This window comes from Agromyces sp. NDB4Y10 (assembly GCF_001620055.1).
Classification (GTDB): domain Bacteria; phylum Actinomycetota; class Actinomycetes; order Actinomycetales; family Microbacteriaceae; genus Agromyces; species Agromyces indicus.
Map to the genome: position 1 here is coordinate 96162 of NZ_LQGY01000040.1, position 20852 is coordinate 117013.

Annotated in this window: 20 protein-coding genes; 8 read left to right on the forward strand and 12 right to left on the reverse strand. The window is 71.8% G+C overall.

Annotated elements, in window-relative coordinates:
• Positions 1–106 precede the first annotated feature (106 nt).
• Entirely contained in the window at positions 107–1186 is a 1080-nt protein-coding gene (locus tag AVP42_RS10860) for an SDR family oxidoreductase (RefSeq protein WP_067948899.1), read from the forward strand.
• A gap of 69 nt (positions 1187–1255) precedes the next feature.
• Here AVP42_RS10860 and AVP42_RS10865 read toward each other — a convergent pair whose 3' ends face one another.
• The 5 genes from AVP42_RS10865 to AVP42_RS10885 all read right to left on the reverse strand — a co-directional run bounded on the left by AVP42_RS10865 (position 1256) and on the right by AVP42_RS10885 (position 6658).
• Positions 1256–2230, reverse strand: a complete 975-nt coding sequence (locus AVP42_RS10865) for a zinc-binding dehydrogenase (RefSeq protein WP_067948901.1) — start codon at positions 2228–2230, stop codon at positions 1256–1258.
• 17 nt (positions 2231–2247) lie between these two features.
• The gene (locus tag AVP42_RS10870) at positions 2248–3306 is read right to left on the reverse strand and encodes a 2,3-butanediol dehydrogenase (RefSeq protein WP_067948903.1); all 1059 of its coding nucleotides are present in this window, start codon (positions 3304–3306) and stop codon (positions 2248–2250) included.
• Between the two features lie 61 nt (positions 3307–3367).
• Positions 3368–4450 (reverse strand): zinc-binding dehydrogenase, encoded by a 1083-nt coding sequence (locus tag AVP42_RS10875; protein ID WP_197467003.1) that lies wholly within the window; start codon positions 4448–4450, stop codon positions 3368–3370.
• A gap of 11 nt (positions 4451–4461) precedes the next feature.
• A complete protein-coding gene (locus AVP42_RS10880) occupies positions 4462–5844 on the reverse strand; it encodes a Xaa-Pro peptidase family protein (protein WP_067948906.1) in 1383 nt (460 codons plus the stop codon).
• 34 nt (positions 5845–5878) lie between these two features.
• Positions 5879–6658, reverse strand: coding sequence for an SDR family NAD(P)-dependent oxidoreductase (locus AVP42_RS10885; RefSeq protein WP_067948908.1), 780 nt, complete (start codon positions 6656–6658; stop codon positions 5879–5881).
• A gap of 309 nt (positions 6659–6967) precedes the next feature.
• Here AVP42_RS10885 and AVP42_RS10890 point away from each other — a divergent pair, with 309 nt between their 5' ends.
• Positions 6968–7417, forward strand: coding sequence for a VOC family protein (locus tag AVP42_RS10890; RefSeq protein WP_067948909.1), 450 nt, complete (start codon positions 6968–6970; stop codon positions 7415–7417).
• Positions 7418–7469: 52 nt separating this feature from the next.
• On the opposite strand, the gene AVP42_RS10895 is transcribed toward AVP42_RS10890, so the two are convergent.
• The 4 genes from AVP42_RS10895 to AVP42_RS10910 form a co-directional block, all read right to left on the reverse strand.
• On the reverse strand, positions 7470–8915 hold the full coding sequence (locus AVP42_RS10895) for an amidohydrolase family protein (RefSeq protein ID WP_067948911.1): 1446 nt from the start codon (positions 8913–8915) through the stop codon (positions 7470–7472).
• Positions 8916–8955: 40 nt separating this feature from the next.
• A complete protein-coding gene (locus AVP42_RS10900; protein WP_067948913.1) occupies positions 8956–9663 on the reverse strand; it encodes an SDR family NAD(P)-dependent oxidoreductase in 708 nt (235 codons plus the stop codon).
• Positions 9660–10556 (reverse strand): cupin domain-containing protein, encoded by an 897-nt coding sequence (locus AVP42_RS10905; RefSeq protein WP_067948915.1) that lies wholly within the window; start codon positions 10554–10556, stop codon positions 9660–9662. Before AVP42_RS10905 ends, AVP42_RS10900 begins: the two co-directional genes overlap by 4 nt.
• A 164-nt stretch (positions 10557–10720) precedes the next feature.
• On the reverse strand, positions 10721–11080 hold the full coding sequence (locus tag AVP42_RS10910) for a rhodanese-like domain-containing protein (RefSeq protein WP_067948917.1): 360 nt from the start codon (positions 11078–11080) through the stop codon (positions 10721–10723).
• A 44-nt stretch (positions 11081–11124) separates the two neighbouring features.
• On the opposite strand from AVP42_RS10910, the gene trxA reads away from it, so the two are divergent.
• Genes trxA through AVP42_RS10930 form a run of 4 tightly spaced genes read left to right on the forward strand, consistent with a single transcriptional unit; the run spans position 11125 to position 13326 of the window.
• On the forward strand, positions 11125–11505 hold the full coding sequence (gene trxA / locus AVP42_RS10915; protein WP_067948919.1) for a thioredoxin: 381 nt from the start codon (positions 11125–11127) through the stop codon (positions 11503–11505).
• On the forward strand, positions 11502–11780 hold the full coding sequence (locus AVP42_RS10920; protein WP_157356802.1) for a DUF2892 domain-containing protein: 279 nt from the start codon (positions 11502–11504) through the stop codon (positions 11778–11780). The genes trxA and AVP42_RS10920 overlap by 4 nt, the downstream gene beginning before the upstream one ends.
• 20 nt (positions 11781–11800) lie before the next feature.
• Positions 11801–12670, forward strand: a complete 870-nt coding sequence (locus AVP42_RS10925) for an endonuclease/exonuclease/phosphatase family protein (RefSeq protein WP_067948923.1) — start codon at positions 11801–11803, stop codon at positions 12668–12670.
• The gene (locus AVP42_RS10930; RefSeq protein WP_067948925.1) at positions 12670–13326 is read left to right on the forward strand and encodes a hypothetical protein; all 657 of its coding nucleotides are present in this window, start codon (positions 12670–12672) and stop codon (positions 13324–13326) included. The genes AVP42_RS10925 and AVP42_RS10930 overlap by 1 nt, the downstream gene beginning before the upstream one ends.
• On the opposite strand, the gene menC is transcribed toward AVP42_RS10930, so the two are convergent.
• The 3 genes from menC to AVP42_RS10945 all read right to left on the reverse strand — a co-directional run bounded on the left by menC (position 13313) and on the right by AVP42_RS10945 (position 16916).
• Positions 13313–14605 (reverse strand): o-succinylbenzoate synthase, encoded by a 1293-nt coding sequence (menC, locus tag AVP42_RS16915; RefSeq protein ID WP_067948927.1) that lies wholly within the window; start codon positions 14603–14605, stop codon positions 13313–13315. The two genes, AVP42_RS10930 and menC, sit on opposite strands and share 14 nt — an antisense overlap.
• A 136-nt stretch (positions 14606–14741) precedes the next feature.
• Complete coding sequence (locus AVP42_RS10940) at positions 14742–15563, reverse strand: hypothetical protein (protein WP_067948929.1); 822 nt, start codon at positions 15561–15563, stop codon at positions 14742–14744.
• A 75-nt stretch (positions 15564–15638) separates the two neighbouring features.
• Positions 15639–16916, reverse strand: a complete 1278-nt coding sequence (locus AVP42_RS10945) for a saccharopine dehydrogenase family protein (RefSeq protein ID WP_067948931.1) — start codon at positions 16914–16916, stop codon at positions 15639–15641.
• Positions 16917–17022: 106 nt separating this feature from the next.
• Between AVP42_RS10945 and AVP42_RS10950 the strand changes: the two genes are divergently transcribed.
• On the forward strand, positions 17023–18450 hold the full coding sequence (locus AVP42_RS10950) for a xanthine dehydrogenase small subunit (protein WP_067948933.1): 1428 nt from the start codon (positions 17023–17025) through the stop codon (positions 18448–18450).
• Complete coding sequence (xdhB, locus tag AVP42_RS10955; protein ID WP_067948935.1) at positions 18447–20846, forward strand: xanthine dehydrogenase molybdopterin binding subunit; 2400 nt, start codon at positions 18447–18449, stop codon at positions 20844–20846. The genes AVP42_RS10950 and xdhB overlap by 4 nt, the downstream gene beginning before the upstream one ends.
• The last annotated feature ends 6 nt before the right edge of the window (positions 20847–20852 follow it).

Genomic DNA, 20852 nt, shown 5'->3' on the forward strand with positions numbered 1-20852 from the left:
TTGCCCGAGGCGGGCTGCCCCACGGGGCCACTCGCCATCGCCTCGGGCGCTGCCGTGCGCTAATGTTTACCCCAACTGAACAACGCCGTTCGAGAGAGGTTCATTGATGAACACGGAGCAGCAGCGCCGGGCGCTCGTCGTCGGTGCCACCGGCATCGCGGGCCAGACGGTGTCCCGTCAACTGGTCGACGCAGGCTGGGAGGTGCACGGGCTCGCCCGGCGCGCACGACGCCTGCCGGAGGGCGTGACGCCGATCCAGGCCGACCTGCTGGACGCCGACGCCACGCGAGCGGCGCTCGCCGGCCTCCGTCCGGAGATCGTGATCGTCACCGCCTGGATCCGCAAGGACACCGAGGCCGAGAACATCGAGGTCAACACCCGGACGCTGCGGAACCTGTTCGCGGCGCTCGAGCCCGACGGCGGCGTGCGGCACGTCGCGCTGCTCACCGGGCTCAAGCACTACCTCGGGCCGTTCGAGGACTACGCCACGGGGGTCAAGGCCGAGACGCCGTTCCACGAGTCGGAGCCGCGCCTGCCGAGTCCCAACTTCTACTACGCGCAGGAGGACGAGCTCTTCGACGCGGCCGGGCGCATGGGCTTCACCTGGAGCGTGCACCGATCCCACACCATCTTCGGCTTCGCCGTCGACAACGCCATGAACATGGTCCTGACGCTCTCGGTCTACGCGACCATCTGCAGGGAGCTCGGCCGGCCGTTCGTCTTCCCCGGGTCGGTGGCACAGTGGAACTTCGTGACCGACGTGACCGACGCCGACCTGCTCGGCGAGCAGCTCATCTGGGCGTCCACGAATCCCGAGGGCGAGAACGAGGCGTTCAACATCGCCAACGGCGACCAGTTCCGCTGGCGCTGGCTGTGGCCGCAGATCGCCGACCACTTCGGCGTGGACTGGGAGGGCCCGGGCGAGACGCCGCGCACGCTCGTCGAATCGATGACCGACCTCGCGCCCGACGTCTGGCGCCGGATCGCCGAGCGCGAGGGCCTGGTCGAACCGGATGTCGCGAAGCTCGCCTCGTGGTGGCACAGCGACAGCGACCTCGGCCGGGAGGTCGAGTGCATCACCGACATGACCAAGAGCCGCGAGGCGGGCTTCCTCGGCTTCCGATCGACGCCGAAGAGCTTCTTCGACAAGGTCGAGCGCTATCGCGAGGCCGGCCTGATCCCCTGACCGGGTGGGCGCGCGAAGGGGGCGGGACCCGTCGGTCCCGCCCCGCTTCGTCCGCTCGGGCGTGCGCGGCTAGGCCGTGGCCGTGAACTCGATGTGCGCCTTGATGTTCTCCGCGGGCCGCTGGGCGGCTTCGAGCGCTGCGGTCGCCTCGTCCACGCTGAAGCGGCGCGTCACGAGCGACGAGAGGTCGATGCCCGCCTGCGCCATGAAGCGCAGCGTCTCGGGCCACACGCCGGGCGATCCGATGGACCCGGTGATCGTGAGCTCCTTGGACTGGATCAGGCCGAGCTTCGCCGGGGCCTCCCGCCCCACGTCGATGCCGATGTAGCCGATGCGCCCCTTGAACGCGGCGATCTCGAGCGCCCGCGCCATCACCTCCGGGCGGCCGCTCGCCTCGATCACCACGTCGGCGCCGCGGCCATCGGTCTCGGCGGCGAGCACGTCGTCGAGCTCGGCGGGGTCGACCGCGCGGTGCGCTCCCAGCGCGAGTGCCTGGTCGCGTCGTGAGGGGCTCGGCTCGGCGACGATCGTCCTGGCGCCGAGCGCCGCCGCGGCGGCCGTCACGCACAGTCCGATGGGGCCGGCGCCGAGGACCACGAGGGTGTCGCTGGCGTTGACGTTGCCGACGCGCATGAGCGCGTAGTACGCCACGCTGAACGGTTCCACGAGCGCGCCGTTCGTCCACGAGACGCCGTCGGGCAGCCGGTGCAGCCAGCTCTCCTTGGCGACGAAGAACTCCGCCGCGGCCCCGCTGATCGAGAAGCCGAAGTGGTCGTCGCCGATGACGCATTCGCCGACGACCCGGTCGCCCTTCGCGAGTCCGCTCACCTTCGACCCGGTCGCGACCACCTCGCCCGACCACTCGTGCCCGGGGATGATGGGGTACTCGAACGGGATGATGTACCGGCCCTCGAGCAGCTCGATGTCGGAGTGGCAGACGCCCACCGACCGGGCCGCGACGAGCACCTCGTCGTCGGCGATCTCGGGGATCGGCAGCTCCTCGACCGACGGCGTGCCGACGGCGGTGTACTGCAGTGCCTTCATGTTCGGATCTCCTTCGTTCACTCGGCCCGGACCAGCACCTTGACCTGGTCGCCGGTCGGCGAGAGCAGCGTCTCGAAGCCCTGCTCGACGATGTCGGCCATGTCGATCCGGGCGCTCACCACCTTCTCCACGTCCATGCGCCCGCGGCCGATCAGGTCGATGATGCGCGGCCAGTCGGTGACCGGGTAGCACCAGGTGCCCCGCAGGGTGATGTCGCGTTCGGACAGCACCATCGGGTCGATGGCCGCCGGCCGCGTGTGCAGGCCGGTCTGGGAGACGTTCCCCGATGCGCGCACGGCCGCGAGCGCCGTCTGCAGCGCGATCTCGTTGCCCGAGCACTCGATCACCGCGTCCACGCCGATGCCGCCCGTGCGGTCCTTGAGCTCGGCCGCGACATCCGTCGACCGGGGATCGAACAGCTCGCCCACGTCGAGCGATCGTGCGAGCTCCTGGCGCTTCGGGTTGACCTCGGAGAGGTACACGGTCGCCCCGAGCGACGCGGCGTACAGCGACGCGAGCGCGCCGATGGGGCCGAGACCGGTGACCAGGACGGTGTCACCGGGGCGCACGTTCGCACGGTCGACGCCGTACGCGGCCACCGCGGTCGGTTCCACGAGCGCGCCCTGGATGTCGCTCATCGAGTCGGGCAGCTTCGCGACCTTCGACTCCGGCACCACGCACTGCTCGGCGATCCCGCCCCAGGCGTCGCTGAGGCCGACGCACGCCATCGACGTGCACAGGTGGTTGAGTCCGCGACGGCAGAAGTAGCACGCACCGCAGAACAGCAGCGGCATGACCGAGACCCGATCGCCCACGCGCACCGAGGTCACCTCGGCGCCCACCTCGAGCACCTCGCCGGAGAACTCGTGCCCGAGGATCTGCGGCGCCGTCGAGCCGTTCAGCGGATGCGGCGACGTGGGGATGACGATCGGCCCGACCGCGTACTCGTGCAGGTCGGTGCCGCAGATGCCGCACCAGAACGGCTTCAGCCGCACCTCGTGCGGACCGACGGCGTCCGGTTCGGCGACGTCCTCGACGCGGATGTCCTTGGCGTCGTGGAAGACGGCTGCTCTCATGGCGCTCGGCCACCTTTCTCTGTTCGGGTTCGCACGCCGGGCACCGACCCGGCGGCGCTGGTCAGGAGGATCGGGTCGGGTCGAACAGGACCTTGCCGCGGATCTCTCCGCGGGCGAGCCGCTCGATCTGGTGCGGCGCCTCGGGCAACGGGAACACGGCCTCGACGAGTTCGTCGCCGAGGTCGGTGGAGGCGAGGATCTCGAGCGCGGGCGCGAGATCCTCGTCGCAGACGTGCGCGACCGTCGTGACGATGGTCACCTCGTTCATGACCAGGCGGTGCACGTCGAGATCCTGGTGCGCCGACGGCAGGCCGACGCCGAGGATCGTGCCGCCCTGGCGGACCAGGTCGAGCGCCATCGACAGTTGACCCGGAGCGCCGGTCGCCTCGATGACGACATCCGCCCCGCCCGGCCCGACCACCGATCGCAGTGTCGCGACGAGGTCGTCGTCGACCGGCACGGTCCGGGTGGCACCGAGCCGCTGCGCGCGTTCGAGCCGCTCGCCGGCGAAGTCGACGACCGTGATGTCCGCGTCGACGAGCGAGACGAGCCCCGCGAGGATGAAGGTTCCGATCGCGCCGGCACCGAACAGGATCACGCGGTCGCCGTCACGGGCGCCGGCGCGGCGGGCGGCGTGCAGGCCGACGGCGAGCGGCTGCGCGACCCCGGCGTCGTCGAGCGAGCAGCCCTCCGGGATCGGCACGAGGGTCGACGTCTCGACCGCCACGTACTCCGCGAGTCCCCCGTCGGCGTTGAGGCCGTGGGTGACATAGCGGGCGCAGAGGTTGGTCCGTCCCTCCCGGCAACGGTCGCACTCGCCGCACGAGACACCGGCGCCGGATGCCACGTGGGTGCCCACGCCGAGCCCGTCCACGGGCCCGCCGGGCAGGTCGACGATCTCGCCGACGAACTCGTGCCCGATGACCAGCGGACCGGTGTGGCCGCTGTTGGGATGCACGCGGTCGATCGGGAAGATGATCGGGCCGGACTTCCACTCGGTGGCATCCGTCCCGCAGATGCCGCTGCGGAGCACCCTGACGAGCGCCTGGCCCTCGGTGGCGATCGGGATCGGCCGCCGCTCGACGCGGACGTCGCCGCGGCCGTGGTACACGACGGCGTCCATGGTGCCGATCGGCGTGGTCATCTCGCCGCTCCTCACGCCCCGGGCCGTCCCCACTCGGTGTTGAGGTGCGACTGCGAGTCACGCGTCAGGTCGAGCGGGCCGCCGACCGCGTAGTACCGCTGGCCGGCGACCAGCAGCTCCTCGGCGGGGAACTTCGTGATGACCTCGCAGCCGTCCGCGGTGACGACGACCTCCTCCTCGATGCGCGCGGCCCCCCAGCCGTCGGCCGACGGCCAGTACGTCTCGAGCGCGAACACCATGCCCTCCTCGATCACCTCCGGGTGGTCGAACGAGACCAGACGCGAGAAGATCGGCTTCTCCCAGATCGAGAGGCCGACGCCGTGCCCGTACTGCAGCGCGAAGGCGGCCTCCTCGTCCGGGAACCCGAACTCCTCGGCCTTCGGCCACACCGACACGATGTCGGCGGTCGTCGCCCCCGGCCGCACGAGCGCGATGGCCCGGTCCATGTACTCCCGCGCGCGTGTGTACGCGTCCTTCTGGGCGGAGCTCGCGGAGCCGACCGCGAACGTGCGGTAGTAGCAGGTGCGGTAGCCGTTGAAGCTGTGCAGGATGTCGAAGAACGCCGGGTCGCCGGGCCGGATGAGGCGGTCGGAGAACACGTGCGGGTGCGGCGAGCAGCGCTCGCCCGAGATGGCGTTGACGCCCTCGACGTACTCGGACCCGAGGTCGTACAGGGTCTTCGCCACCAGGCCGACCGCCTCGTTCTCGCGGACGCCCGGCCGGAGGAAGCGGTACAGGTCCTCGTAGGCGGCATCCACCATGGAGGCGGCCTGCGTGAGCAGCCGGATCTCGTCGCCGGTCTTGATCCGGCGGGCCTCCATGAACACCTGCTGGCCGTCGACGACCTCGATGCCCTCCTTCTGCAGGGCGAAGAGGATCGGCAGCTCGATGACGTCCACCCCGAGCGGCTGGTCGGCCAGGCCGAACTTCTCGAGCTCGCGCTTGATCTTCCTTGCGACGCCCTCGGCGATCTCGGCGTCCGGCGGGAACGCCCCGCGGAGCGTGGAGATCCCCGCGCGAGCGCCGCTCTCGAGACGGGGGCGCTTGGCGCCCTCGTGCGGCGCGTTCGGGTCCGCGTCCATCTCGGCGGTCGTCACGTCGAGCCACGGGTTGTACAGCTTGTGGTGCTTCGCGGCCGATCCGAAGTCCCACGAGATGGGGTCGGTGTTGCGCGTCAGGAGGCTGAACCGGATCAGCTTGTCCATCGCCCAGGTGCCGATGTGGGTGGCCGTCATGTACCGGATGTTCGAGAAGTCGAAGGCGAGCAGCGCGCCGAGGTCGGACCGCTCGAGTTCGGCCTTCAGACGTGCCAGCCGGTCGTCGCGCAACCGGTCCATGTCGACCCGCGCCTCCCAGTCGACCGCGTTGGTTCCCGTGGTGCCCGTGCTCTTCATGTTGATCGCTCTCTCGGTGTAGGGCCGGTCCTCGTCAGACGAGGATCATGCCGCCTTCGATGGGGATGATCTGGCCCGTGATGTAGTCGGAATCGGCCGCCGCGAGGAACACGCCGGTCGGCACGATGTCGACCGGGTCGGCGGGGCGGCCGAGCAGGATGCTGCTCGACATCGAGTCGAAGCCGTTCTGGCCCTCGCCGATCTCCTCGAGTTCCTTGTCGAGCTTGGTCCAGAGCGGCGTCGCCACGACGCCCGGAGCGAATCCGTTCACGGTGATGCCGTGCTCGGCGAGCGCGCGTGCGCCCGCCTGCGTCAGCGAGATGACGGCGGCCTTCGCGGCGCTGTACGGGGCGAAGCTCGAGAAGCCCTGTCGCCCCGCGATCGAGGCGGTGTTCACGACCTTCCCCCCGCCGCCCTGGGCGATGAACTGCCTGGCGGCCTCCTGCGTGCCGATGAGGACGCCGAGCGCGTTCACGCGCATGACGAGTTCGAAGTTCGCCTCGGTCACGTCGAGGAACTTCATGGGCGAGTTCATTCCGGCGTTGTTGAAGTAGGCGTCGAGCCGACCGAAGCGCTCGACGGCGCGCTCGATGCCGGCGCGGACCGCCGACCGGTCGGCGACGTCGACGCGCACGGCGAGCGCGCTCCCGCCCGAGTCCTCGATGCGGCCGGCGAGCTGCTCGGCAGCCGCGAGGTCGAGGTCGGCGATGACGACGTTCGCCCCTTCGTCGGCGAACCCACCGGCGAGCGCCGCACCGATACCCGATGCCCCGCCGGTGACGACGATCGTGCGACCCTCCAGTCGACCCGTCATGTGGATGCTCCTTCGCTTCCGAGTCCCGGTCCGCCGGGAGCGGCCTCCGTGCCGCCTGTTCACTATAACTGAACTTACTGCCGACCGATCGGTGAATCAAGTGAACGGCTCGTCCACATTCGGACGCTCGCCTCGACCACCCATCGCGCCGGGCTGGCGCCGCTCGGGCGCGAAATTCCGGAGGATGCAGGCTGGCTGATGGCCCCCTCGGCCCTTGCCAAGGGCGGCATCCGTGGTGTTGAGTCTGAATGGAAACCGTTCAGTGCTACCGAGCGCTGGCTGCGAACGGAGCGACACGAAGGAGTGGAGATGACGTTCACCATCGACGGCGTGCATCACGTCGGAATCACGGTCCGCGACATGCGGCGATCGTTCGACTGGTACTCGCGGATGTTCGGGTTCGAGCCGGGACCCGTCAACCACGGTGCCGGGCCGGAGCTCGAGCGGGGCGTCCAGGTCGAGGGCGCCGAGCTGTCGTTCGCGATGATCCGCGTGGGCAACGTCAACATCGAGTTCCTCGAGTACCACCAGCCCGAGGGGAAGGACTGGGACCGGGCGAACGGCGACGTGGGTTCGGCCCATATCTGCTTCGTGGTCGACGACATGCAGCGCGCCTACGACGAGCTCATCGAGCGCGGCGCCGTCTTCAACGGGCCGCCGACCACGATCACCGACGGCGACCTGGCCGGGTCGCAGTGGGCGTACCTCCGCGACCCCGACGGGATCCAGCTCGAGATCTGGCAGTACCCCAAGGAGTGACGAGGCCCGGCTCCCGGGCGCGGGGGAACCGGCGCGCCCGGGAGCCGGCCGGTCAGTCGTCTTCCTTGTACTGGTACGGGTTGGCGATCGGCTCGTCCTCGGGGATCTGCGGGTGCATCCACTCGTCCCACGCCTGCTCGCCGAGGCTGCTGCGCACGTACTCGACGGATGCCGCGACCTTGTCGCGTACGGGCGCGAGCGGCAGGTCGATCCGCCTGCCGTCGTACTTCACCACCCTGCCGTTGACGACGACGGTGTGCACGTCGGCGGTGCCCGCCTGGAACACGACGTGGGCGTACGGGTTCAGGATCGGCGTCATCGCGGGCGACTCGTCGTTCTTGATGAGGACGACGTCGGCCTTCTTGCCCACGGTGAGCGATCCCAGCTTGTCGGTCATGCCGAGCGTGGTCGCCCCGCCCATCGTGGCCTGCCAGACCACGTCCTCGGCGCGGAGCCGGTTGACGTTGACCGTCTCGCCCTTCGACTGCATCTCGAGGTGGTCGCGCGAGCGGAACGCGCTGAGGGTCGCGCGCATCGCCGAGAAGAAGTCCGCGCTCCACCACACGCTCGTGTCCATCGAGAGCGACGTCGGGATCCCGTACTTGCGGACCGCCCACGTCGACGGGTAGCCCTGGCCCGCGCTCTGCTCGCTCTCGGTGGCCACCGAGACGGTGCCGCCGGTGGCCGCGATCTTCTGGTAGCTCTCGGGGCCGAGCGATGCCGCGTGCACGTAGGTGACCTTGTCGGTCATCCACCCGCCGTCGTACATGTGGGAGATGCTCTGGTCGGTCGTGGCGCCCCACACGCCCGCGTGCGTCGTGACCCGGAGGTCGAGGTCGCGGGCCGCCTGGAAGGCGGCCTGCTCGGGGAAGTCCTCGCTGGCCGGGACGTCGAACGCCAGTTGCAGGCCCAGCATGTCGTCGGGCGCGTTGAAGTTGTCGGTGACGAACTTCCGGAACTCGGGACTGTTCGCCCATTCCCATGGCGCCCCGAGGTAGTTGCCGTAGGCGAGCACGAACCGGCCGGGGATCTCGCGGAACGCCTGCAGTGCCGCCTCGCCGTATTCGGGCGTGCGGAGCGCGTGCGACCAGTCGAGGGTCGTCGTCACGCCCTGGTCGATCGACTCGAGCGCGCTCAGGAGGTTCCCCGCGTAGATGTCCTCGGGCCGGAACACCTCGCCCCACGTCAGGTAGTAGAAGACGAAGTACTGGCTGAGGCCCCAGTCGCCGCCGTACCCGCGGAGCGCGGTCTGCCACATGTGACGGTGCGTGTCGATCATGCCCGGCATGACGATGCCGCCCGTCGCGTCGATCTCGAGGGTGCCCTCGGGCACCTCGAGCCGGGGTCCGACGCCGGCGATGGTCTCACCGTCGATGAGCACGTCGGCGTTCTCGAGCACGCCCTGGGAGTCGACGGTGATCACCGTCGCGTTGCGGAAGACGACGGGACGACCGGAGGCGAACTCCTCCGGGCGTGGCCGTGCTGCGGCGTCGGTCATTGGTTCCTCCTCGTTGAGTGTTCCGGCCTGGCCCGGCCGGTCAGGTGATGCGCCAGCCGCGGTCGACGCACAGGTTGATGCCCGAGACCCCGCGGTTCTCGAGCAGGAACATCGTGGCGCCCACGATGTCGGCCATGGTGGCGAGGGCGCCGCCCGGCGTGCGCGACTCGTACCCGGCGAGCACGCCCTCGGGTTTGCCCGCCCAGAAGGGGCTGTCGCCCACGATCCCCGGGTGCAGTCCGTTCACCCGCATGGGCGCGAGCTCGAGCGCGAGGCTGTGCACCAGGCCCTCGACGCCGCCGTTGATCGTCGACACGGTGGTCGAGCCCGGGTACGGCGCGTCCTTGGCCCGCCCGCCGAACAGGACGATGCCCGTGTCGTTCGATTCCTCGAGGCGTCCGAGCAGCGTGTGCACCGTCTCGGTGTAGCCGACGAGCTTGAGGGTGACGAGCCGCTTGGCGCGGGCGATGTCGTAGTCGCGGACGGTGTTGGCGTCCCGCTCGATCGCGGCGAGCACCAGGCCGTGCACGGCACCGATGCCGGCCAGGCTCGCCGCGATGGTCTCGGGCTCGGAGATGTCGACGGCGACGCCGGTGGCTCCTTCACCGACGGATGCGGCGACCTCGCGGGTGCGCTCGGGGTCCCGCCCGGTCAGGACCACCCGGTCACCCCGACGCACCACCTCCTTCGCGACCTCGAGGCCGATGCCGGACGTGCCCCCGACGACCACCACGGTGCGTTCGCTCACGACTCCTCCTCCAGTCGCTCGGCGAGGTAGTCCCAGTCGCGCACGAACCGGTAGGCATGCCGTGCCGGCATCTGGGGCGACTGCGTCTCGAGCCAGCGCACCGGCGCACCGGTGGCCTCGAACGAGTGGATGCACCCCACGCCGGCCCAGGCGATGTCGCCCGGGCGGAGCCGGACGGTCTCGCCGTCGAAGCTCGCGTCCACCTCGCCCTCGAGGATCAGGTAGGCCTCTTCCAGCGGATGGTCGTGCGGCCCCGCTCGCCCGTCCGGCTCGTACTGCACCATGAACATGGTCGACAGGGTGGAGCCGAGGTCGGAGTCGACCATCATCTTGAGCGAGATGCCGCTGTAGACGAGCAGCGCCGTGCGCATGCTCGCCGACTGGGCGAGGAGCTCCTGAGACTGCCTGCCCGGGTCCATCTGCTCGGTCGTGATCGCGCCGAACGAACGCGTCCGCGGGTCGCGCGGGTCGACCGGGATCGGCTCCCGGGCCGGAAGTGCGGGGACGCGGTAGGTGTCGGAACCGTAGCGCTTCCGGGGCGGCGGCGCGAAGATGTCGGCCCAGACGGCCTCCGCATCGCCGGAGGCGTGCCACTCGTGCGGCACGCCGACGGGGATGACGCCGTAGTCGCCCGCGACCAGCCGGACGGTGGCCTCCGGCGTCGCGAGGATCACCTCGCCCTCGAGCACGTGGAACGACTCCTCGAAGGAGTGGACGTGCGCGGGCACCGACCCGCCCGGGGCGAGACGGGAGATGCCGAAGTCGGTGTGCGCCGACCCGTCGTCGTACCCGACCGCGCACCAGCGGGTGAGGCCCTCCGACCCGGGCGCGAGTCCCTCGGGGACCTCGTACTCTGCGGAGTCGGATCGACGGACGAGATGGCGAACGGTCATGTGTGCCTCCGGCTGCTGAACATCTACGTTCAGTTACGGTGAACATTCCATCCGGATGCATAGAGCTTGTCAAGGGCCCTTGGGCACTTCACAGCCGCGTGCCGCACCGATCTCCACGGACGGCACCGATCCGCCGGTTCACTCGTGGCGGATGGCGACCAGCCTCACTGCACGATCGGCAGCCCCGTGGCATCCGCCGCCTGCTGCATGGACCCGGCGTCGGTGACGTCGAGCCCGGCCTCCTCCATCAGCTGCGTCGCCTGGGCCGACCGGTTGCCGGACTTGCAGTACACGACGTACTCATCGTCGGCGTCGAGCGCGGGGATCTCGGCGGCGAGCTCGCCGGAGGTGAGGTCGAGGTTCACTGCACCGTCGAGGTGGCCGGCGGCGTACTCCCCGGCGGTGCGCACGTCGATGACGACGGTGTCGGAGGTGAGCTCGATCGGGTCGGCGGAGGCGCACCCGGTCAGGGCCAGCGCCGTGGCGCCGACGAGGGCGACGAGGGTGGAGCGGAGTCGTGACATGCGGACGATAATACCCCAGGGGTATCGTCTGCTAGAATCGAGGCATGGCTTCCGTGAACATCACCCACGACACCATCGAGTCCACGATCAAGGACAACGACATCGTGCTCCTCGACTTCTGGGCCGAATGGTGCGGCCCCTGCCGCATGTTCGGCCCCATCTTCGAGCGCGCCTCGGAGCAGCACACCGACGTCGTCTTCGGCAAGGTCGACACCGAGGCCGAGCAGGCCCTCGCCGCCGGATTCCGCATCACCTCCATCCCGACGCTCGTCGTCTTCCGCGAGGGCATCATCGTCTTCGCGCAGCCCGGCGCCCTGAACGGTGCGCAGCTCGAGCAGGTGATCGAGGCGACCAAGTCCCTCGACATGGAGGACGTGCGCCGGCAGATCGCCGAGCAGCAGGCCGCCCAGGCCCAGCAGGCGTGAGCCTGCCGGGTCGTTCGGCGGGCGCGCGTTCCTGCGCCGTGGGCCGCGGCGAACGCGGCATCCGCGCCGTCATCGCCGTGTTCCTCGCGGCCTTCGCGCTGAACAACCTCGACAACCCCTGGTGCGCGATCCCGGCGGGCGTGTGCTCGGGCTTCCTCATGATCGGCGCCGTCACCGGATGGTGCCCCACCGACCTCTTCGCCCGTGCACCCGCGGCGACCGAACCGAACCTGCTCGGCTACCCCGAGGCGCGTCAGCCGCAGCTCCTCCCCTGATCCGCGCGTACGCTGGGCGCATGACGGATGCCGCCACGATCGGACCGGTGACGGCGCCGAACGTGCACGTCATGTCGTTCAACATCCGACGACGCATCCCGTCCGCCCGCCGCGGCGGCCCCGACCGCTGGTCCGCGCGCCGACCGCTCGTGAAGCGCCTGCTCGCGGCGGAGCAACCGACCATCGTGGGCGTGCAGGAGGCCCTCGCCGACCAGGTGCACGTCATCGCCGAGGGCCTCGGCCCCGCGTACCGATGGGTGGGAATGGGCCGCGACCCCTCCGGGCGCGGCGAGCGCTGCCCGATCTTCTACGACGCCGACCGCCTCGACCTCACCGCGTGGCGTCAGCGCGCGCTCTCCGCGACGCCCGATCTGCTCGGGTCGCGCACGCGATCGTGGGGCAACGTGACGCGACGCATCCTGGTCTCCGCCGCGTTCGCCGACCGGGCGACGGGCGCGCGCATCGTCGCGTTCAACACGCACCTCGACCACCTCTCGTGGCGGTCGAGGCTGCACTCGGCGCGCCTCATCCTCGAACTCGCCGCGGCCTCGCACGCCGCCGACCCGGACGCGGCGATCGTCGTGACGGGCGACTTCAACGCCAACGAGCGCTCCGCGGTGTACCGCGCGCTCACCGCCGACGGGATGCTCCGCGACACGTGGGAGGCGGCCGCCGAGCAGCTCACCCCGCAGTGGGGCACCTATCACGGCTATCGTCGACTGCGCCGGGGCGGCCCGCGCATCGACTACGTCTTCGCCGGGCCCAGCGTCGAGGTCGAGAGCGTGGCCATCAACGCCGCGCGCTTCGACGGGCGCGCGGCATCCGACCACGAACCGGTGCAGACGGTCATCCGACCGCCGGCACCCGACCACCAGCACGAGGAGGCCTGATGCGGGAGCTCTGGGAGGGCATTCGCCGTCGCGCGCACGGACCCGGCGAGGTGACCGCCGACCTCATCCGACTCGTGGGGGCGATCTGCATCCCGATCGCCGCGATCGGGTGGGGGCCGCTCGGCGGCGTCAGCCTGGCGTTCGCGACGGGCGGCATGGTCATCCCGCGGGCGCTCCGCGTACGACCCGCCCTCGACATCGCGTTCGGCATCGTCACCCTCATCGCGGTGTGGAGCAGCGTCACCGACCTCTACGTGACGGTGAAGTGGTGGGACCTCCCGGTGCACGCCGTGCTCAACGGGCTCGTCGCCGCGATCGGCTACCTCACGCTCGTGCACTTCCGCATCGTGGCGGATGCCGCGACGCTGCCGCGTCCGAGGCTCTCGACGGCGGTCGTCACCACCGCGCTCGGCTTCACGTTCGGCGTGTTCTGGGAGATGTTCGAGTGGTTCGGCAAGAACTTCATCGACGACGCGATCTACGTCGGGTACACCGACTCGATCGGCGACCTGCTGTGGGGCGGCATCGGCTCGCTCGTCGCGGGGCTCGCGATGCCGTGGCTCGCGGCCCGTCCGGGCGAGCGCGCGACGGATGCCGCGGCGGAGCCCGGCGCCGGGGCCGGCTCCCGCTCCGGGCGCGACCTCAATCGCGGCTGACCGTCACCGGCGGCCGCGCCGCCCAGTCGCGCACGAGCTCCTCGCGCACGTCCACGCCCGTGCCCGCGGCATCCGGGACCCGCAGCCGGCCGCGGTGCTCGCCGTCGCCGAGCACGAACGGCTCGGTGAGGTCCTCGGCGAAGTACCGGCCCGATGCCGATGTGTCGCCGGGGAGCACGAACCCGGGCAGCGCGGCGAGCGCGACGTTCGCCGCTCGTCCGACGCCGGTCTCGAGCATGCCGCCGCACCACACCGGCACCTCGCGCGCCAGGCACGCGTCGTGCACGCGGAGCGCCTCGAGGTAGCCGCCCATGCGGCCGGGCTTGATGTTCACGATGCTCGTCGCGCCGCGCTCGATCGCGTCGACGGCGGTGGTCGCGTCGAGGATCGACTCGTCGAGGCAGACGGGCGTCGCGCTCGCCTGGGCGAGGCGCACGTGCGTGGCGAGGTCCTCCTCGGCGAACGGCTGCTCGACGAGCAGCAGCTCGAACGGGTCGAGGCTCGCGAGCAGCGGGATGTCGTCGGCGGTGTACGCCGTGTTCGCGTCGACCTGCAGCATCGCGTCCCGGCCGATGAGTTCGCGCACCGCCGCGACCGGCACGAGGTCCCAGCCCGGCTTGATCTTCAGCTTGATGCGCCGGTAGCCCTCCTCGAGGTAGCCGGTCACCTCGTCGAGCAGTTCCTCGATCGTCGGGGCGATGCCCACCGAGACGCCGCAGTCGACCCACTCGCGCACGGCGCCGAAGCACTCCCCCATCGATCGCCCCTGCGCGCGCAGCTCGGCGTCGAGCACGGCCGCCTCGAGCGCGCCCTTGGCCATGCGGTGGCCTGCGACGAACGCGAGGGCGGGGGCGACGGATGCCGCGAGCGGCACGCTCGCGATCGCCGCCGCCGCGCGCCCCGCCGTGGCATCCGCTGCCGGGTCGTCGACGTGCTGCTCGCGGTCGTCGACCCAGATGCCCGCCGAGTGCGCCGGATCCTCGATGAGCACGCCGGACACGCGCCCGTCGTCGACGACGCGGGGTCGCGGCGCGCGAAGCAGCGCCGGCGCCAGGTACCGCTCGATGACGGATGCCGCCCCGTCGACGTACTCGGCCGAGTAGAACGGGTCGCGGCCGGCCACGCACTCGCCCCAGCCGTCGCCGCGGTCGGTTCGCACGCGCACGAGGAGCACCTCGCGGGCCGTCTCGCGGCCGAACGAGGTCTCGAACGGGCGCACGAGCGGCACCTCGAGCCGGTGCAGCTCGATCGCCTCGATGGTGGGCGTGGACTCGTTCATCGTGGCTCCCCGGGCGTCGTCGGCACTCCCAGTCTGGCGCAGGCCGGCACGGACCACGGGGTGGAACCAGGTTCTCGCCGTCGAACCGGGATGGGATGCGGTTCCGGGGCCGGGACCTGGTTCCGGTCGGAGGCGGTCACGCGGCCCGGTCGGGATCGTCGACGGTGAAGACGTAGTCGCCGGCGCCGTCGAGCTCGGGACGCAGGCGTCCGTCGGCGAGCGCGGCGAACGCCTCGCGCGACGCGTCGCGCAGCGCCGCGGCCGCCCGCGGGTCGGCCGCGCGCACCGCCTCGAAGTCGGCGACGAGCGGCAGGCCGCCCTCGCGGCGCCAGTCCGGCTGCGGCATCCGCTCGAGCGCGCGCTCGACCCTCGGCGACGTCAGCCGCCAGCGCACCTCGAACCGGTCGCTGCGGTCGCCGCCGGAGATCGCGTCGCGCAGTTCGCCGTAGAAGTCGGGGTGGTACGCGATCACCTCGGCGCCGAGCCGCACCAGGTTCATGCGCGCGTTGCGGCGGATGAGCGGGTCGTAGGTCCATCGCACCTCGTCGATGCCGTGCTCGAGGCAGAGGGCGCGTTGACGCAGCTTCAGCGCGACGCCGACCCCGCGCCCCCGCGCCCGCGGGTCGACGGCGTTCATGTGCGAGTGCACGTGGAGGCCGTCCGCCCAGCCGAGGAACCCGAGGGCCGCCCCGATCGGCGGGTCGCCGGGTGCCGCGAGCTCGGCCGCGGCATCCGCTCGCCCGGGTTCGGGCACCGCCACGAGGACCGTGTTGCCGGCGTGCGCGATCGCCGTGAGCGATGCGAGGTCGACCGTGCGACCCTCGCCCCAGGTCGCGTCGAACCGGGCGAGGGCGCCGGCCAGCTCGTCGGGCTGCGCCTCGCGGGTGCGGATGCCGCCGCGCCGGTCGGCCTCGTCGGCGAGCGCGTGCGCACGGGCGAGGGTCGCGGCATCCGTCATGGCATCGGACCCTATCGCGCGGTCGCAGACGCCGCCCGCCCCGGTGGAGTCCCACGGCGCGGCGTCGCCGGCGGCTCAGCGGGCGAGCCGGTCCTCCATGCCCCACGGCTGGCCGTACCCGCCGTCGGCCTCCGCGCGCGCCATGAGCTCGAGGAACGGCTGCGCGTCGAACGCCTCGGGGCCGAGCACGCCGACGCCCTGCCAGGCACCGGTCGCGAGCAGCTCGAGCGCGATCACGGGGTTCAGCGCGGTCTGCCAGACGACGCACTGCGCCTCGTACTCGCGCATCGTCCACTCGTTGTCGCTCACGTGGTACAGGTACACCTCGCGGGGCGCGCCATCCGTACCCGTGCCGGTGACCCACAGCCCGGCGCACGTCTTGCCGGTCATGCGCGGGCCGATCGACGCCGGATCGGGCAGTGCGGCGGCGACCACGTCACGCGGCGCGACCTCGACCGGGCCGTTCGCGCTCCGCACGCGGATCGGCGTCGTCGAGTCGAGCCCCAGCAGGTGCAGCGTCTTCAGCACGCCGATGAACTCGTCGCCGAGGCCGTACTTGAACGTCACGCGCTTGGCGTCGACCCAGCGCGGCATGAGGAGCACCTCCTCGTGCTCGACGTTCACGCACTCGACCGGGCCGATGCCCTCGGGGAACTCGAACACCTCGGGCTCGCTGAACGGCGGGGTCGTGTACCAGCCGCGGTCCTTCTCCCACACGACCGGCGGGTTCAGGCACTCCTCGATCGTCGTCCAGATCGAGAACGAGGGGGCGAAGATCTCGTTACCGGCGTCGTCGCGAACGACGAGGTTGGCGCCGTCGCGCGTGCCGAGCTCGTCGATCTCACTGAAGAGGTGGTCGGCGGCGTACCGGGCGAACACGTCGGAGAGCCCGGGCTCGACGCCCATGCCGACGAGCGCGAGCCGGCCGGCCGTCTCCCAGTCGTCGGCCTGCGCGAACTGGTCGTCGCCGAGCTTCACGCCGGTCTCGGCGTACGGGTCGGTGGGGTGCGGCTCCGACAGGCTCATGGCCATGTCGAGGTAGTCGGCACCCGCGGCGAGCGCGCCGCGGAAGATCGACGGCACGAACTTCGGCTCGACGGCGTTCATCACGTGGGTCGCGCGGTGCTCGCGGGCGACGGATGCCACGACCTCCGGGTCGCTCGCGTCGACCTGCGCCGTGGCGAACCGGGCCGCCACGGCGTCGCCGTGCTTCGCGGCGATCCAGTCGACGGTGCGGCGGGCACGGAACTCGTCGTAGTCGCTCACGACGATCAGCTCGAAGAAGTCGCGGCGGGCGGCGATCTTGGCGATGGCGTCGCCCACGCCCCCCGCGCCGATGAGGAGGATTCGCATGGTCGGTACGGTAGCCGGATCCGCCACAATTGTCCAGATGGACAACGGGCCGTGGAGCGGCGAGCGGGCCCACCGCCCGGCGTAGACTCGCGGCAAGGGGGTGCGGATGCAGCACATCGTCGTGACCGTCAACGGAGTCGAGCTCGCGGACGGGGAGGTGGCCGCCCACACGACGACGCTCGACTGGCTCCGCGCGAGGGGACTCACCGGCGCCAAGGAGGGCTGCGCCGAGGGCGAGTGCGGGGCCTGCTCGGTCCTCGTCGCCGCCCCCGACGACGACGGCGGCACCGCGTGGACGGCGGTGAACGCGTGCCTGCTTCCCGTCGCGGCGCTCGACGGGCAGGAGGTCGTGACGGCCGAGGGCCTCGGTACGCCCGACGCGCCGCATCCGGTCCAGGCGGCGCTCGCGGCCGACGGCGCCTCCCAGTGCGGGTACTGCACCCCCGGCTTCGCGTGCAGCATGGCCGCGCAGTTCTACCGCCCGGGGCGCGCCGACCACGCCCACCACGCCCCGAACGGCTTCGACCTGCACGCCCTCTCCGGGAACCTGTGCCGCTGCACCGGATACCGCCCGATCCGCGACGCGGCCTTCGCACTCGGGCAGCCGGACGCCGACGATCCGATCGCCGCTCGCCGCGCGAGCCCGCCGCCCGCTCCGCGCCCCACTCGCGTCGAACACGACGGCGAGCGGTTCGTCCGCCCGGCCGATCTCACCGAGACGCTCGGACTTCTGCGCGACGAGCCCGATGCGACCGTCGTCGCCGGCTCCACCGACTGGGGCGTCGAGGTCAACCTGCGCGGCCGGCGCACGCCGCTCACCGTCGCGATCGAGCACCTGCCGGAGCTGCGCGAGGTGCACGTCGACGAGTCCGCGATCGAGATCGGCGCCGCGCTGAGCCTCGCCGAGGTCCAGCGCCGGCTGGGCGGACGGGTGCCGCTGCTCGAGGCGCTGTTCCCGCAGTTCGCGTCCCCGCTCATCCGCAATCGGGCGACGCTCGGCGGCAACCTCGGCACCGCCTCCCCCATCGGCGACGCGGCGCCCGCGCTGCTCGCGCTCGAGGCGCGGCTGCGGCTCGCGTCGGCCGACGGCGAGCGCGAGGTCGACCTCGCCGAGTACTTCACGGGCTACCGGCAGACGGTGCGCCGGCCCGACGAGCTCATCCGTTCCGTCCGCATCCCGCTGCCGCTCGCGGACCTCGCCGCGTTCCACAAGGTGGCCAAGCGCCGCTACGACGACATCTCGAGCGTCGCGGTCGGCTTCGCGATCGACGTGGGCGATGACGGCACGGTGGTCGCCGCGCGCATCGGACTGGGCGGCGTCGCGGCGACGCCCATCCGCGCCCGGGCGACCGAGGCGGCCCTGACCGGACGGCCGTGGGACCTCGACACCGTCCGCGACGCGGCATCCGTCATGGGTGGCGAGGGCACGCCGATGTCCGACCACCGTGCGAGCGCCGAGTACCGCGCGCTCATGCTGAACCGGGCGCTGCTCAAGCTGTACCGCAGCACGGCACGTGAGGAGGTGCGGGCATGAGCGAGCTCGCCGCACGCCCCGCCGGCGCCGTCGTCGGTCAGCGGATGACGCACGAGAGCGCCGTGCAGCACGCGACCGGCGTCGCGACCTACACCGACGACCTCGCCGCCCGCCGCGCGGGGGTGCTCACCGCCTGGCCTGTGCAGTCCGAGCACGCGCACGCCCGGATCCGGCTCGACGTGGCGCCCGCACTCGAGGTGCCCGGCGTCGTGCACGTGCTGACGGCCGACGACGTACCGGGCGTGAACGACGCGGGGACCAAGCACGACGAGCCGCTCTTCCCCGACGAGGCCCGGTACCACGGGCACGCGCTCGCGTGGGTGCTCGGCGAGTCGGCCGAGGCCGCCCGGCGCGGCGCCGCCGCGGTCCGCGTCGAGTACGAGCCGCTGCCGTCGATCGTCACGATCGGCGAGGCGATCGAGGCCGGGTCGTTCCAGGGCTTCGCGCCGACCGTGCAGCGCGGCGACGCGGCATCCGCCCTCGCGACCGCGCCGCACGTCTTCGAGGGCGAGAGCGTCGTCGGCGGGCAGGAGCACTTCTACCTCGAGACCCACGCGTCGCTCGCGCACGTCGACTCCGAGGGGCAGGTGTTCCTCGACTCGAGCTCGCAGCACCCGTCGGAGACGCAGGAGATCGTCGCGCACGTGCTCGGGGTGCCCTCGCACCGCGTCACCGTGCAGGTGCTGCGCCTCGGCGGCGGGTTCGGCGGCAAGGAGATGCAGCCGCACGGGCTCGCTGCGGTCGCCGCGCTGGGCGCCGTGCGCACCGGCCGACCCGTCCGGTTGCGGCTCACACGCACGCAGGACCTCACGATGACCGGGAAGCGCCACCCGTATCACGCGACCTGGCGCGCGGGCTTCGACGACGACGGTCGCCTCCTCGCGCTCGAGGCGACCCTCACGGCCGACGGCGGCTGGTGCCTCGACCTCTCCGAGCCCGTGCTCGGCCGGGCGCTCTGCCACGTCGACAACGCCTACTGGATCCCGGATGTCGCGGTGCACGGCCGCATCGCGAAGACGAACAAGACCTCGCAGACCGCGTTCCGCGGGTTCGGCGGACCACAGGGCATGTTCGTGATCGAGGACATCCTCGGCCGGGTCGCGCCGCAGCTGGGCCTCGACGCCGCGACGATCCGCGAGCGCAACCTGTACCGGCCCGGCCAGACGACGCCGTACGGCCAGGAGGTGCGCCACGCGGAGCGGCTGCACGAGATCTGGCAGCGGCTCCGCACCGAGAGCGCCTTCGACGAGCGCCGCGCCGAGATCGCCCGGTTCAACGCCGGCAGCGCCGACGTGAAGCGCGGCCTCGCGATGACCCCGGTCAAGTTCGGCATCTCGTTCACGTTCACCGCCTACAACCAGGCCGGCGCGCTCGTGCACGTCTACAAGGACGGCTCGGTGCTCGTGAACCACGGCGGCACCGAGCTCGGGCAGGGCCTCCACACGAAGATGCTGCAGGTGGCCGCGACCGCGCTCGGGGTGCCGTTCGCGGCCGTCCGGCTCGCGCCGACGCGGACCGACAAGGTGCCGAACACCTCGGCGACGGCCGCCTCGTCCGGCGCCGACCTCAACGGCGGTGCGGTCAAGCACGCGTGCGACCAGATCCGCGACCGCCTCGCGGAGGTCGCGGCGGCGCACCTCGGCGGCGACGCCGGCGACATCCGCTTCGCCGACGGGGTCGTCGTGTCCTCCGCCACCGAGCGGGCGATGGCGTTCGCCGAGCTCGTCGAGACGGCGTACCACGAGCGCGTGCAGCTCTTCGCGGCGGGCTTCTACCGCACCGAGGGCCTCGGCTGGGACCCGGCGACCATGCAGGGCACGCCGTTCAAGTACTTCGCGTACGGCGCCGCCGCGGCCGAGGTCGAGGTCGACGGGTTCACGGGCGCCACGCGCCTGCGCCGCGTCGACATCGTGCACGACGTGGGCGACTCGCTCTCGCCGCTCGTCGACCTCGGCCAGGTCGAGGGCGCCTTCATGCAGGGGGCCGGATGGCTCATGCTCGAGGAGCTCCGCTGGGACGAGACCGACGGCCCCGGCCGTGGGCGCCTGCTCACGCAGTCGGCGAGCACGTACAAGCTGCCGAGCTTCTCGGAACTGCCGGACGAGCTCAACGTGCACTTCCTCGAGCGGGCGCGTGAGGACGGCGCGGTGTACGGGTCGAAGGCCGTCGGCGAACCGCCGTTCATGCTCGCGTTCAGCGTCCGCGAGGCGATCCGCGACGCGGTGGCCGCGTTCGGCCCGACCGGCCGCAGCGTCGAACTCGCCTCGCCCGCGACGCCCGAGGCGACCTTCTGGGCGATCGAGGGGGCGCGCGCGGCGGGCGCCCCGGGCACCCCGGCCGACGAACCGACGTCCGAGACGACGGATGCCGCGGCATCCGTCACCGCGGGGACCTGACCGGAG